The sequence below is a fragment of the Hymenobacter aranciens genome, from assembly GCF_030580865.1.
GTDB lineage: Bacteria > Bacteroidota > Bacteroidia > Cytophagales > Hymenobacteraceae > Hymenobacter > Hymenobacter aranciens.
On the sequence record NZ_JAUQSY010000002.1, the window covers coordinates 463,589 to 477,110 of the forward strand.

11 protein-coding genes are annotated in these 13,522 nt (G+C 63.2%); 3 read left to right on the top strand and 8 right to left on the bottom strand.

The genetic code is table 11. The features are described from left to right. Nucleotides 1–30: 30 nt before the first annotated feature. Nucleotides 31–3,726, bottom strand: coding sequence for an AAA domain-containing protein (locus tag Q5H93_RS04140; RefSeq protein WP_305005226.1), 3,696 nt, complete (start codon nt 3,724–3,726; stop codon nt 31–33). A gap of 97 nt (nt 3,727–3,823) precedes the next feature. Then, complete coding sequence (locus Q5H93_RS04145) at nt 3,824–4,315, bottom strand: hypothetical protein (protein ID WP_305005227.1); 492 nt, start codon at nt 4,313–4,315, stop codon at nt 3,824–3,826. Between Q5H93_RS04145 and Q5H93_RS04150 the strand changes: the two genes are divergently transcribed. From Q5H93_RS04150 to rpiA, 3 genes are read left to right on the top strand one after another with little or no spacing between them, the layout of a single operon-like run. Continuing rightward, entirely contained in the window at nt 4,308–4,907 is a 600-nt protein-coding gene (locus tag Q5H93_RS04150) for a hypothetical protein (protein WP_305005228.1), read from the top strand. The two genes, Q5H93_RS04145 and Q5H93_RS04150, sit on opposite strands and share 8 nt — an antisense overlap. Before the next feature lie 27 nt (nt 4,908–4,934). Next, entirely contained in the window at nt 4,935–5,927 is a 993-nt protein-coding gene (locus tag Q5H93_RS04155; RefSeq protein WP_305005229.1) for a hypothetical protein, read from the top strand. Between the two features lie 38 nt (nt 5,928–5,965). Beyond that, nucleotides 5,966–6,712, top strand: a complete 747-nt coding sequence (gene rpiA / locus Q5H93_RS04160) for a ribose-5-phosphate isomerase RpiA (RefSeq protein ID WP_305005230.1) — start codon at nt 5,966–5,968, stop codon at nt 6,710–6,712. A gap of 127 nt (nt 6,713–6,839) precedes the next feature. Here the strand turns inward: rpiA and pgl are convergent, their stop codons facing one another. The 6 genes from pgl to ubiE form a co-directional block, all read right to left on the bottom strand. After that, nucleotides 6,840–7,562: a 6-phosphogluconolactonase gene (gene pgl / locus Q5H93_RS04165; RefSeq protein ID WP_305005231.1), complete on the bottom strand. Its 723-nt coding sequence runs from the start codon at nt 7,560–7,562 to the stop codon at nt 6,840–6,842. Further along, entirely contained in the window at nt 7,549–9,063 is a 1,515-nt protein-coding gene (gene zwf / locus Q5H93_RS04170; RefSeq protein WP_305005232.1) for a glucose-6-phosphate dehydrogenase, read from the bottom strand. Before zwf ends, pgl begins: the two co-directional genes overlap by 14 nt. A 68-nt stretch (nt 9,064–9,131) precedes the next feature. Then, nucleotides 9,132–10,631, bottom strand: a complete 1,500-nt coding sequence (gene gnd / locus Q5H93_RS04175) for an NADP-dependent phosphogluconate dehydrogenase (protein WP_305005233.1) — start codon at nt 10,629–10,631, stop codon at nt 9,132–9,134. Nucleotides 10,632–10,985: 354 nt separating this feature from the next. After that, nucleotides 10,986–11,732: an SDR family NAD(P)-dependent oxidoreductase gene (locus Q5H93_RS04180; protein WP_305005234.1), complete on the bottom strand. Its 747-nt coding sequence runs from the start codon at nt 11,730–11,732 to the stop codon at nt 10,986–10,988. A gap of 83 nt (nt 11,733–11,815) precedes the next feature. Continuing rightward, complete coding sequence (porT, locus tag Q5H93_RS04185; protein WP_305005235.1) at nt 11,816–12,616, bottom strand: type IX secretion/gliding motility protein PorT/SprT; 801 nt, start codon at nt 12,614–12,616, stop codon at nt 11,816–11,818. Beyond that, entirely contained in the window at nt 12,565–13,293 is a 729-nt protein-coding gene (gene ubiE, locus Q5H93_RS04190) for a bifunctional demethylmenaquinone methyltransferase/2-methoxy-6-polyprenyl-1,4-benzoquinol methylase UbiE (RefSeq protein ID WP_305005236.1), read from the bottom strand. Before ubiE ends, porT begins: the two co-directional genes overlap by 52 nt. Nucleotides 13,294–13,522: the final 229 nt, after the last annotated feature.

Here is a 13,522-nt window from a genome sequence, read left to right on the forward strand (position 1 = left end):
GGCTTTCTTGTTTACTATTCTGCGCCCCGTTTAATCTGCAGCCATCCCTACCTTTTCCAATAGCGCCGCATGGTGAGGCGTCCGGCTCAGCATCAACTCATTACCCAATAGCAGCAGCTGCTGGCGGGCCCGCGTCAGCGCCACGTTGAGCTTGCGGTCCACGGTGCCATCCTCGTTGGGCGACACCATCAGCTCCAGCTGATGCTCATGGTGGCAGCAGAAACTCACGATGATGACCTCGCGCTGCGAGCCCTGGTAGCGCTCCACCGTATCGACGCTTACCTGGGTGAGCATAGGCAGATTCAGTTCAGCCGCCAGGGCGGCCAGCCGGGCGCGGATGAGCGCCGCCTGGTTGCGGTAGCTGGCAATGATGCCCAGGGTGGTATCGGGGTGAAAATCGGGACCGTAGCCCTGCACAACGTAGGCGGCAGCGCGGGCGGCCAGCTCGGCTTCCTGGGCCGATTCCTTCATCGACAAGTCCGCCGGCTGGCGGCGGGTGGGGATGAAAATCAGGCGTTGGTCGTGGAGCTGCCGGGTTAGCTCGTCGGTGGGTGCGGGCCAGGCGTGGCGGTCGAGCGGAGCGTGTTGCCACGGCAGCGGGCAGCGCAGCAGGCCTTCGTAGAAATCATTGTTTACCAAGGCTACCAGCTCGGTGTGCATGCGGTAGTGGTCGGCCAGGGTGCCGTGGGCGTGGGGCCACTGGGCCTCGGCTTTTTTGAACAGGCGCTCGAAGTAGGAGTTGCGCATGTTGCTCAGTCCGAGCTCGGTTTGCAGCAGCTCGGCTACCTCTTCGGCTACGGCGCTGGCTTCGGGCTCCTGGGCCACCACGGCGGGTAGCTGGCGGTGGTCGCCGATGAGAATGAACTTGTTGACTTTCGACAGCAAGGCCACCATTGGCGCTTCCAGCACTTGGCTGGCCTCGTCTACCACGGCCAAATCGAACTGTTTGAGCGTGAACAATTCCGGTTTGCCCAGCAAACTGGCCACCGTGCCCACGTAGAACGGGCAGTGCTTGAGCCGGTCGCGCACAGCCTGGCGTGAGGGGCAGTCGCGCAGCATGTTATCCAGCAAATACGGCCGGTAGTGCGGCGCCGTACCCAGCCGCGAGCCCACCCGGATAAACGGCAACCCGGCTGCTACCAGCTGCTCGCATATTTCGTCCACGGCGCGGTTGGTATAGGCGGCTAACAGCGTGTGTTTGTCTTGCTTATACAGCCGTTCGGCCAACTCGCGCAGCACGGCGCGGGTTTTGCCGGTGCCGGGCGGGCCGCAGAGCACAAACCAGTCGGGCGCGGCCAGGGCGCGGGCCACCACCTCGGGCGCCGTGGTAGCAGGCAGCGAGGCGGGCGTCCAGAACTCGGGCGCGGGGCGGCGCGGGGCCGTGCGCGCCAGCAGGCGCTGCCGCCGCTCGGGCGCCAGGCTCAGAAAGGCCGAGAGACTGGCCCACTCGCGGCGAAAGGTATCGTAAGTATCAGGTTCCAAAGCCCAATGCGAGTGCCCGTGCAGGTAGCGCGGCGCCAGCCGCCGGTTGCGAATGGAAAGGACAACGCGGCCATCCGGCCCGAGGTCTTCGGCTAAAACAACCTTGACGACCTGCGCATCGAGCACGGAGAGTTGACGGCCAGATGATTCGGACTGGTTTTTGGTATTTGGTGTTGGGTTTTCGGTATTGGGTTTTGCGGCGTCTTTGCGGCGGCGCGGATACAGAATTAGCGTGTCACCGGCCCGGAAGTTCACTTCGCGGCCACCGGCCGGACGCTGGAAGACCAGGTGCGGGCCGAGGCCGTCGCGGGCGTCGTCTTCGGCGTTGCTGTGGTCTTCGACTAATTCGAGCTCGTCGAGCAAGCTGAAATTCTGATACTTGCGGGCCTGCGGCAGCAGCCAGAGGCCCGCCTGGCCGCTGGCGTCGCCGGGGCGGGCTTCGTCGCCGAGCAGGGTGAGGCGCATCTCGCGGGCCGAGAAGCGGATGAGCTCCAGGCAGTAGGCGCGCTCCACGGGGTCGGCGGCGGCCCAGGCGTTGGCGACCTGCTGGGCCTTTTCGCGGCCGAAGCTGGGCAAGGCGGCCAGATTGGGCAGGATAACGGGGCCGAGCAGCTGCCGCGTCTGCCGGGGGCCGGTGGCGCGGGCCAGCTGCAGCTCCACTCCCACCAGCTGGTTGCGGGCATTGAGCAGCCGGTCAATCAGTTGCTGGTCCTGGTCGACGCGGCGCACGGCGGTTTGGCCATCATTGGCGCTGGAATACAGGATGCTGGTACGGCCGCGGCCGGCGGTTTCGCCATCGGCGCCGAACACCGATTCGAGCAGCAGGCGGTAGAGCTGGGCCTGGGCCTGGTGGTTGGTCCAGGGCTGCTGCGCGGGCACCGATTTCGAGCTTTTCAGCTCGATAAGGTCGTAGCCGGTAGCGCTTTCGTGTAGCAGGTCGAGGCGGCCCTGCAGGCCGTAAGTGGCGGAGAGAAAGGTCGGTTCGAGGAAGCAGTCGGCCACGCGCAGGGGCTGCTGCTGGTAGCCCGAGCGGCTGTCGGCCACGAAGCCGCGCCGCTGGGTGTCGCGCAGGGTGCGGTGGTGGCGGCGCAGGTCGTCGAAGAGCTCCGGCACGCCGTTACGGGTCTGGAACTCGGGCAGGGTGCTGAGCGAAAGCGGCGCCAAGCGAAAAAGCCGTTTGCGCAGAAAGTGTTCGAGGTCAAAGTCATGATTGGTTTCGCCCAGCAGGTTTACCTTGTTCTCCGAATCCCCAGCAAGCTCCTCTGCAACTGCTTCTGAAGTCGCTTCAGCATCTGGAGCAGCCAACCGGTCCTTGCCCAGCATCTTAGCCAGTGCCGCCCGCTGCTCCGCAATTTTTAATTTCTCATTTTTAATTTTTAATTCCGATTGCCGGGCGGCGTGGCTCACTTCCTCATCCAACAGCATGTTCACCAGGTTCCCCAGCACCAGCGGGCGCGAGGTTTCGTCGGGCAGAAAGGCGCTGATAAGGGCCCACTCCGGAATGGTGCCGTCGCGCTGGGCGCATTCGGCAATGGTGGTTACACTTATCAAATAATCAGGCTCCAGCACCACCCGACGCGGCTTCACGCGGCCATCGGGCAGCAGTACCGGGCCGATGAGGTGCAGCGTGGGGTGCAGCGTGGCGGCTACGGGCAGCAGGCTGGCGTAGGCGTCGGGCAGCACCACGTCGAAGGGGCCGGCGGGGCAGCCGTCGGCGGGTTTGTCCATTTCGGCCGTCAGGGCGCCGGTGGGCAGATTGACAGCCAGCACGTGCACGCGCCAGGCGGTGAGCGGCGCGGGCGCGGGCCGGTTCAGCGCGGCCAGCTCCTCGACTTCGCGGGCGGCGGCGAAGGCTTCCAACTCCTCTTCTTCCGACAGCGTATCGGCGGGCAGGGCCAGGCTCGGACCGTCGTAGAGCACGCCGGTAAGCTGCTCCACCAACTCGGCTATGGCCCCGAAACCAGAGGCTACTTCGGCCGGGGTGCCGGCGTAGCTTTCGTGCAGTACCAGGTTGGCTTTCAGACGCAATTCCTGCAGCTGGTGGCGCAGGCGGGCCGTGAGCTCGTGCTCGAAGCACACGAAGCGGATGGCCTGATTGAGATTGGCGAACGTGGCGCCGCGCCGCTTGTACTCGTCGCGCAGCACGGATTCGAGCAGCTTGCGCAGGCGCGGGAGCTGGTCAGCAGGCGTGGCGGCGGCATCGGTAGCGAGGGTGGCGAGGCGGGGGAAGTAGCGGGCAGGCATGAGGCAGACGGCAGATTACCTTAAAAGTACCGCCTGCGAGCTGATTTTGCAACGAAAAGGGAAACAGCCTTTCTCCTTGCTACCTTTTTAGCCGCTACTACTGCGCCACCGTCAGTCCCATCGGTGCCTTCAAATCGGCGCGGGCATACATGTTGAGGTAGAGCACGACGGGTGCTTTCTGCCCGCGCCAGGCTATGGTGTAGAGGTCGAGCTGGCCGTCGTTGTCGCCCAGGCCGCGGCGGGTTTTGAAGGGGCAGCAGCTGCCCCGGCGCTCGTAGGTAATGGGCTGGCCGTCGGGGCCGAGCAGGGCGTTGAGGTAGCGCTGCTGGTTGCGGGCACCGGCGGCGCGGCCCCCACCCACGCGCACCGGGTTGTCGGCCGAGTAGCCGTAGGTTTCGTCGCGGCTGGTTTCGGTGATGAGAAAAGGCAGGTTTTCGCTGTCGCCTTTCTCGTATAAGCCCTCCGAAACAGCTCCGCCACCGTACACGGGGGGGCGCTTGGTGCGGGCGGTTTCGCAGCCGGCCAGGGTCAGCAAGCCCAGCAGCAGAAGCGCCGCTTTGTTTATTTCCAGTTTTTGATTGATGCGCATATCTTCCTTTTCGATGCCAACTGCGGTGCAAAGAACAATCACCGCCGCGATGTTTCATAGCGTGGCGGTGGCCTGGCTGCTGGCCCTGCCGCTGCTGGCGCCGGCTCAGCCGGCCCTCACCCCCGACAGCCCCCTGCCCCGCCTGCTGGCCGAGCGCAAAGTCCTGACCAACCGCTACGCGGCGGCCCGCGCCCAGCGTAACAGTTTGTTCGGCAACAAGCCCTCCAAGAAAGATTTGCAGGAAGTGGTGGATGCCCTGCAAGGTATTGTCGATAAGGACCAGCAGATTGTGGACGCCCTGAACAAAACCACCGTGGCCGCCCAAACCGCCGCCCAGCACTACGGCACCACTGCCGCCCAGCTCCAAAACACCAGCCGCGACGACCGCAACCTCACCGCCCAGCGCCTGAACGAGGTCGAAAACGACCTCCAGAACGCCCAGCAGCGCGAGAAAAAGCAGTTGAGCCGCGTGCAGGAGCTGGAAGCCGAGCTCAACGAAGCCCAAAGCGGCCGCCTGTGGCGCGATGGGCTGCTGGCGGGCCTGGGACTGCTGTGCGCGGGGTTGTTTGTAGCCTGGCGGCGCCGGGCCTGACGTTCTTACCCCAAAAAGCTGTTGCTGATGCCTTTCAATCCCAATACCTTTTTCGTTGACGAAGCCGGGCTGCCCTGGGGCCTGAGCCTGGACGAAGCCGCAGCCCAGCTCGCTGGCCGCGACTGGTGGGAGCCCTACGGTGGCTGGCCCAACCTGCGCGGCGCCTGCCGCTCGGTGTACGGCCTGCCCGCCACGGCCTGCAACCTGCGTGCCCCGGCCAGCCACAAGCCCATCCTGCAGGTGAGCTACGAGCTGGCGCCGCCGCCCAAGCACTCCGGGCCGCAGGCCGTAGCGCCCAACTACTGGGTGGAGCCGCTCACGCAGCTGCTGGGCCCGCCCGAGCACGTCCAGAAATACCCTGGCGCTAAGCACCCCGGCAGCGTCGGCTACACCGCCCGCTGGACCAGTGGCCCGCTGCAGGTGTCGCTGTCGGTGTTTGGTGGCATTCGGGAAGATGAGCCGGGCGGCCCGGCCGCCGCCGGCCTCTTCCTCGACTACCTCGACCTGGTGGCGCTGGCCGGGCCGTTTGTGGAGGCAGCCCGGGTGCAAAGCGCCGCCCTGGCTGCCGTGGCCGGGCAGGTAATGCAGCGCCAGACCTTTACCACGCAACGCGAGCAATATCCGTTCTACCTGGACGACTACGACCGCAAAGCCCCAGCGCCGGATGCCGAAGTACGCTACCAGGCCGCGCGGGCCCTCTACCGCGAAGGCCTGTACGATACGCCCGCGCTGCTGGCCGACCAGCTCAGCGCGCAGCAGGTGCTGCTCTGGGCCGTGCCCGGGCAAGATACCTGGGCCGTTTCCCGCAAATGGGACACAGTGCTGCTGGCTCCTTCGGCCGCCCCCAGACTGGAGCTGGTGACGCTACGCCCCGCCCGGGGCAGCGGCAGCGTGATGCTTTACGTTAGCGACCTGAACCTCTCCGATGACTACGGCTCGCCCGTGCTGGCGGAGCTGGCCACGGCTATTGAGCGCGCTACCGGACTTACCATCAATCAATACGAAGACTACGACTGTTAATGTTAAATGGTATCGTCTTCATCGTTAGCCTAACAACCATGTCAGCTTCCAGCAGCGCCAGCCTTCAGAACCAGGAAAAGCACCTTGCCGCCACTACCGCCCTGCGCTGGGTGCGCGATGGCATGACCCTGGGCCTGGGCAGCGGCAGCACCGCCGCGCTGTTTATCCGCGAGCTTGGCGAGCGGGTGCGGGCAGGTTTACGCATCCAAGCCACTGCTACTTCGCAAGCCAGCGAGGACCTGGCCCGTGAGGTCGGCATTCCGCTGCTGGAGCCCCGGCGCGGCCTGCGCTTCGACCTCACCGTGGATGGCGCCGACGAGCTGGATGCCCAATTGTGCCTCATCAAAGGCGGCGGCGGCGCCTTGCTGCGCGAAAAAGTATTGGCCACGGCCTCCGATTACCTGCTCATCGTGGCCGACTCTTCGAAAGCCGTGGCGCAGCTCGGCCACTTCCCGCTGCCGCTGGAAGTAGTGCCCTTTGCTCTGCCCTGGGTGCTGGATGCGGTGGCGGCGCTGGGCGGTGCGCCAGTGGTGCGGGCTGACAAGCAGAAAGCTGGCGAGTTAGCAAAGTCCGACCAGGGTAATTTACTGGTCGACTGCCATTTCGAAGTCATCACCACCCCCGTTGAGCTGGCCCGGCAACTGCAAAGTATTCCCGGCGTAGTAGAGCAGGGCTTGTTTCTGGGTCTGGCACGGGCGGCCGTGGTGGCGCAAGGCGGGCAGGCGTGGGTATGGCGCGCCGGGCTGGAACCAGCAGCGGCGGACAGCTTTGCAGCGCTGCCGTAAAACCTCACCCCCCGGCCCCCTCTCCCAAAAAGAGGGGGAGCCTGATGACAGAAAAGGCCACTGCACATGCAGCGGCCTTTTCCATTTTGAGCGCATAACCGGTGCCCCCTCTTTTTGGGAGAGGGGGTCAGGGGGTGAGGTTAGCCGCCTCATCCAAAAACCACTGCGCCTCTCCGGTTACTAGCTGGGCCGGATGCTCCTGTGTATCTCGCGCACCGTGCAGCGCCGTTTGCACGGCAGCGGCTTTCCCCGCGCCATACACCAGGAAGGCCACCGCCCGCGCCTGGTTAATAAGCGGCGCGGTGAGCGTGATGCGGTGCACCTGCTTCTGCTCCAGAAACACGGCCTGGGCCTCGGCGGCCGTGGCGTGGAGCACCGAAGTGTGCGGAAACAGCGAGGCCGTGTGCGTATCGTCGCCCAAACCCAACAGAATCAAATCGAACTGCAAATCAGTCCCGAAGAATGCCCGCATAGCCGCCGTGTAAGCCTGCGCCGCCTCGGCGGGCGGCAGGGCGGTATCGACGGCAAAAACCTGCTGGGCCGGGATGTGCAAGGGCTCCAGCAGTGCCAGGCGGGCCATGCGGTAGTTGCTCTCGGGGTCGTCGAGCGGCACGTAGCGCTCGTCGCCGAAGAAGAAGAACGTGCGCGTCCAGTCAATCTTGTGGCGGTACTCGTCGGAGGCCAGCAACTCGTAAAGGCTTTTCGGCGAGCTGCCGCCCGACAGCGCCACCGCAAACCGGCCGCGGACGGCCTGGGCGGCGCTGGCCTGGGCCACGAAATAGTTGGCCAGGCCGCGCAGCACCTGGTTGGCGGTGGCAAAAACGTGCAGGTGCGGGCTATTTTTTGGCATGGAGCGGCAGGGTAAACCAGTGAAAGCCGTCGCGGGCAATGAGGGCTTCGGCCGATTCGGGGCCCCAGGAGTCGGCCGAGTAGTTGGGGAAATTCTGGCTGGTGCGGTTTTGCCAGGAGGTCAGGATGGGCATCACCAACTCCCAGGCGGCCTCCACCTGGTCGCCGCGCATGAAGAGCGTCTGGTCGCCGAGCATGGTGTCGAGCAGCAGGGTTTCGTAGGCTTCGGGCGCCTCCACGGTATAGGTACCTTCGTAGTCGAACACCATGTCTACGGTATTCAGCAGCATGTCCACGCCCGGGCGCTTGGCCTGCATCTGCAGGCGGATGCTTTCTTCGGGTTGAATACTAATAACCAATCGGTTGTGGCGCAGGTTTTCGGTGGCCTCGCGGGGGAAGATGAAGTGCGGCGGCTCCTTGAACTGGATGGTAATGACCGAGGCCTTGCGGTGCAGGCGCTTGCCGGTGCGCAGGTAAAACGGCACGCCTTGCCAGCGCCAGTTATCCACGAAAAACTTGACCGCGGCGAAGGTTTCGGTATTCGACTGCGGGTTGGCGTTTTTCTCCTCGCGGTAGCCGGGCACTTCCTGGCCCTGCATCCAGCCGGGGGCATACTGCCCACGCACGGCCGACTCGCGCACGTCGTCGGGCGAGAAGCGGCGCATGGCGCGCAGCACATCCACCTTGCGGTTGCGCACCTCGTCGGCGGTGAAGTCGACGGGCGGCTCCATGGCCACCAGGCACAGCAGCTGCAGCAAGTGGTTCTGAATCATGTCGCGCAGGGCGCCGGAGGTGTCGTAGTACCCGGCCCGGTCGCCCACGCCGATGTCCTCGGTCACCGAAATCTGCACGTGCTCGATGTAGTTGCGGTTCCAGAGCGGCTCCAGGATGGCGTTGGCGAAGCGGAAGGCCATGATGTTCTGCACGGTTTCCTTGCCCAGGTAGTGGTCGATGCGGTAAATCTGGCGCTCCTCGAAGTGCTGGGCCAGCAGGCGGTTGAGCTCACGCGCCGTGTCGAGGTCGTGCCCAAAGGGCTTTTCGATGACGATGCGCGTGCGCTCGGGGTCGGTAGCCAGGTCGCTCTTGGCCAGGTTGGTGGCGATGACAGGAAAGAACTCGGGGGCCACGGCCAGGTAGTAGATGACGTTGGGCATCGTGCCCCACTCCTGCTCCAGCGCCTTGATGCGCTGCCCGAATTCCTTGTAGGAGGCCGCCGTCTTCACATCGGCCTGCTGGTAGTATACGTGCGGCGCGAAGCCGTCCCAGGTTTTGGCTTTCACCTTGCCGGTACGCGAAAACTCGTTGATGTCGCCCAACAGCCGCTCGCGGAAGGCATCATCGTTCAGCTCGCTACGGCCGGTACCGATGATGGCAAACTGCTCGGGCAGCCAGCCATCAAGGAAAAGATTGTAAAGCGCCGGAGCCAGCTTGCGCGAGTTGAGGTCGCCGGTGCCGCCGAAGATGACAAAGATGGTCGGCGGGACGTTTTTATTGGTGTTCATGCCGGGAGTTGGCTGAGAAGGAATAGGATGACGTGCTTTTTACGACGTGTTTTTTTGACGTTCTGCTATCAGCCATTCGGCGTCACCTCTTCCTTGCCTTTCTGCTCCTCGCCCACTTCCACGTCCTGCTTGTTCTCGGCGGGCTCGTGCTCGGGCACCCACTGCGTGTGGAATACGCCCTCCTTGCCAATGAGCTCGTAGGTGTGGGCGCCGAAGTAATCGCGCTGGGCCTGAATGAGGTTCGAGGGCAGGCGGGCGGTGCGGAAGCTGTCGAAGTAGCTCAGCGAGGCGGCGTAGGCGGGCACGGCGATGCCGGCCTGCACGGCCGCCGCCACCACGGCGCGGCTGCCGGGTACGGCTTCCTGCACCAGCTTCTGCACCTGAGCGTCGAGCAGCAGGTGGGCCAGGTCGGGGGTTTGCTGGTAGGCCTGGTAGATTTCGCTCAGAAAGGTAGAGCGGATGATGCAGCCGCCGCGCCAGATTTTGGCGATATCGGCCAGATTGAGCTCGTAGCCGAAGTCCTTAGAAGCTCGCTGCAACAGGTTCATGCCCTGGGCGTAGGTGATGACCATGTTGAAGTAGAACGCCTGCTCCAGCTGGCTCAGAAACTCCTCGCGCTGCACCGGCAGCAGGCCGGCGGCGGGGCCGTAGCGGTCGGCGAGCTGGCCGCGCAGGGCTTTGTACTTGGAGAGGTCGCGCAAGCTCACGGCGGTGTCGATGGTCGGCACGGGCGTTTCGAGGTCGAAAGCCACCTGCGAAGTCCACTTGCCGGTGCCCTTCGAGCGGGCCTCGTCCTTGATGTCGTCGAGCAGCTCGTGGCCGTTGTCGGGGGCTTTGAAGGCAAAAATATCCTTCGTAATGTCGATGAGGAAGGACTGCAGGCGGCCGGCATTCCAGTCGGTAAAGACTTTTCCGATGGCCGCATTATCGAGCCCGAGGCCGGTTTTGAGCAGGCCGTAGGTTTCGGCGATGAGCTGCATGAGGCCGTACTCGATGCCGTTGTGCACCATCTTGACGAAGTGGCCGGCGGCGCCGGGGCCGATGTAGGTTACGCAGGCCTCGCCGCCCACTTTAGCGGCGATGGCCTCGAACATAGGCTGCACCACGCGGTAGGCGTCCTTGTCGCCACCGGGCATCATGCTGGGGCCGCGGCGGGCGCCTTCCTCGCCACCGCTCACGCCCATGCCGAAAAAGTGCAGGCCGTCGGTTTCCAGGGCCTTGTCGCGCCGCTCGGTGTCGGTGAAGTGCGAGTTGCCGCCATCGATGATGAGGTCGCCCTTGGTGAGCAGCGGCTTTAGCTCCTCGATGACGCTGTCCACGATTTTGCCGGCGGGCACCAGCAGCATCACCGCGCGCGGCGTGCTCAGGCTGGCGATGAATTCCTTGATTTCGGAGAAGCCCTGCACGGGCTTGCCGGCGCCTTCTTCGCCCAGCAGGCGCACTTTGTCAGGGTCTTTGTCGTAGCCGGCCACGGCAAAGTGGTGGTCGGCCAGGTTGAGCAGCAGGTTGCGGCCCATGGTGCCAAGGCCAATCATGCCGAAGGAATGCGGGGGGCGGGGTTCACTCATTGCGCGAAAGAATTGCGGTTGTAACGGTGGAGAATGGAAGATTTCCGGGCTAAAAAGTAAGCAGCCGCCCGGAAGGTTTTGGACGGCGCAGACTACTTACCTCGGGCGGTTGGCTAGGTTTACTGAAACCCGACCGTTGGCGTTGTATGTGGTGCAGCTAAAAAGAGTGTCTGCACGAAGCTCCGAACCTCATTCTGCCCCACTAGCCCTTATCAGCTCAGCTTATCCTTATCAGCACAGCTTATTTCTTGTCCACCCAACCCAAGTTCCGAACACCACTGCACTGCCGTCGAAAATATAGCACTTACAACTAATTTCGTAAGGCTCACCTACGCGACTCACCTGCCGCCATCGCTATTTCCGCACGATGGTAGTAGCCGCACCCTGCGCCCCAGCCAGCACCAGCACCTCGGCAATGGTTACCCGCGCCGGCCGCGTCACCATAAATACGATGATTTCGGCCACGTCCTCGGCCCGCAATGGCTCAAAGCCTTCATAGACCTTGGCCGCCCGCGCTGCATCCCCCTTGAAGCGCACCTGCGAAAACTCGGTTTCCACTGCCCCTGGGTTCACCTCGGCTACCTTGATGCCCAGCGGCAGCAAATCGAGCCGCATGGTTTTGGTGAGCATTGCCACGGCGGCCTTCGAGGCGCAGTACACATTGCCATTGGCATACGCTTCGTGCCCGGCCACCGAGCCAACGTTGAGAATAAAACCGCGCTGCCGGGCCGTCATGCCCGGCAACAGGGCGTGCGTCACATTCAGCAAGCCACGCACGTTGGAATCCAGCATCTGGTCCCAGTCGGCCGGGTCACCGGCCTGAATAGGATTTAGCCCGTGCGCGCCGCCCGCATTATTTATTAGCACCTCAATGGCTTGAAATTCGGCTGGCAGGTCCGTCACGGCCGCGTCCACCGCCGCCCGGTCGCGCACGTCAAAAACCAGAATATACACCGGCACGCCTGCCAGCTCAGCCGCCAGTGCTTCCAGCCGCTCACGCCGCCGCCCGGAAATGACGAGTTGAAACCCCGCTCCGGCCAGCGCCACCGCCGTAGCCCGCCCAATACCCGACGAGGCGCCAGTTACGAATGCAGTTTTCATAAATTATGAGAATGAGGAATGAGGGATGAAGAATGAAGAATTCTTGATTGGGTCATTCTTCATCCCTCATTATTCATCCCTCATCAATTCTGGATGTTGATATACAGCGTCACCGAGTTGGTCGTCAGCCCCTGCAGGCTGCGGCTAAACACGTCGTTCTGGGGCACCAGCACGTTGCGCAGGCCGTGCGAGAAGCGCAACTCGGGTGCGAACTTAAACAGCGGATAGAAGAAGTCGAACCCGAAACCATACTCAATGGCCAGGTCGCTGTCGGTCTGCCGCAGGATGTTGCGTTTGCCGTCGTCGCGGCGGTTGCCCACGGTCAGAATCGGGTTCAGCCCCGCAATCATGTACAGGCGCGTGTTGCGGCGGCGGTCCGACTGATACTTCAGCATGAGCGGAAACTGGATGACCGTCGATACCACTTCCTGCGTCACGATGGAATCGGCATCGCGCGGGTAGCCGGCCAGCGGCTTAAACTCGACCTGCCGCGACGAAAACGTGACGCCCGGCGCAAAGCGCAGGATGAACGGCGACTTGTAGTCGCCCAGCCGCACGTCGCCAATCACCCCCACGCCAAAGCTGGCGCTGGTGATGGAATTGGCCGAGACATTACGCTGCTGAATATAAAAATCCGACTGCTCAACAAAGTAGCGTGTGCCACTCAGCGCCACGTACAACCCGGGGTGAAACCACCGGTCGTCGTAGGCGGGCAGGTTGTTCACCGTAATGCCCTTGATTTGGCCTTTGCGGTTGCGGTCGGGCTTGCGCTGGGCCACGGCGGCCGTGGGTAGCAGCAGCCCCAGCACGCCCAGCAACAGCGCTCCGCGCCTTAGTTGTGAGCGGTGTAGATGGAGCTGATGCCGAAAGTGAGTGGTTGCCATGCAGGTTCTTTAAAGCCGACTTTGGCCAGAATGGTCAGAAAATCGGGGCCGTCGGGGAAAGCCTGCACCGACTCGGGCAGGTAGGTATAGGCGGCGCGGTCCTTGGAAATCATCTTGCCAAAAACCGGCAGCACCTGACGGAAGTAAAAATTATATGCTTGCTTGAGCGGAAACGCCGTGGGCTTGCTGAATTCCAGAATCACGAGCTTGCCGCCCGGCCGTAGCACGCGCCGCATCTCGGCCAAACCCTTTTCGAGGTGCGCAAAGTTTCGCACCCCAAACGAGGCCGTCACCGCGTCAAACTCGCCGTCGCCAAACGGCAGGTTTTCCGAGTCACCCAGTTCGAGCTTAATTCGGTGGCTCAAGCCTTTATCAACGAGCTTCCGCCGGCCCACTTCCAGCATACCTTCTGAAATATCGACGCCCGTTATCTGCGCATCGGGGGTGGCAGCGCGCAGGGTTTCGATGGCAAAGTCGGCCGTGCCGGTGGCGATGTCCAGAATGCGCGCCGGGCGCAGCTTTTTCAGCTCGTCCACGGCCTTGCGCCGCCAGTAGATGTCGGTGCCAACGCTCAGAAAGTGATTGAGAAAATCGTACTTGCCCGCAATGCTGTTGAACATCTGGGCGACCTGCGACTTTTTGTCGGCAGCGTCTTCTTTATAGGGTACTACGGCCATATGCAGGCGCAAAGAACGGCAAGGTTGCGGGAATATTGTGTTGGCCTAACGCGGAACGGGGGCGGTTGGTTAGAAGAACGACCGGAAAGCACGTCATCCTGAGCGCAGCGAAAGGACCTTGTCCGCTTCTCTATGGTAGTAACCCCAATCGTATTAACAGGATTACTGCTGCATACGGCGCGGACGAGGTCCTTTCGCTGCGCTCAGGATGACGTGCTTTTTTGCCTTC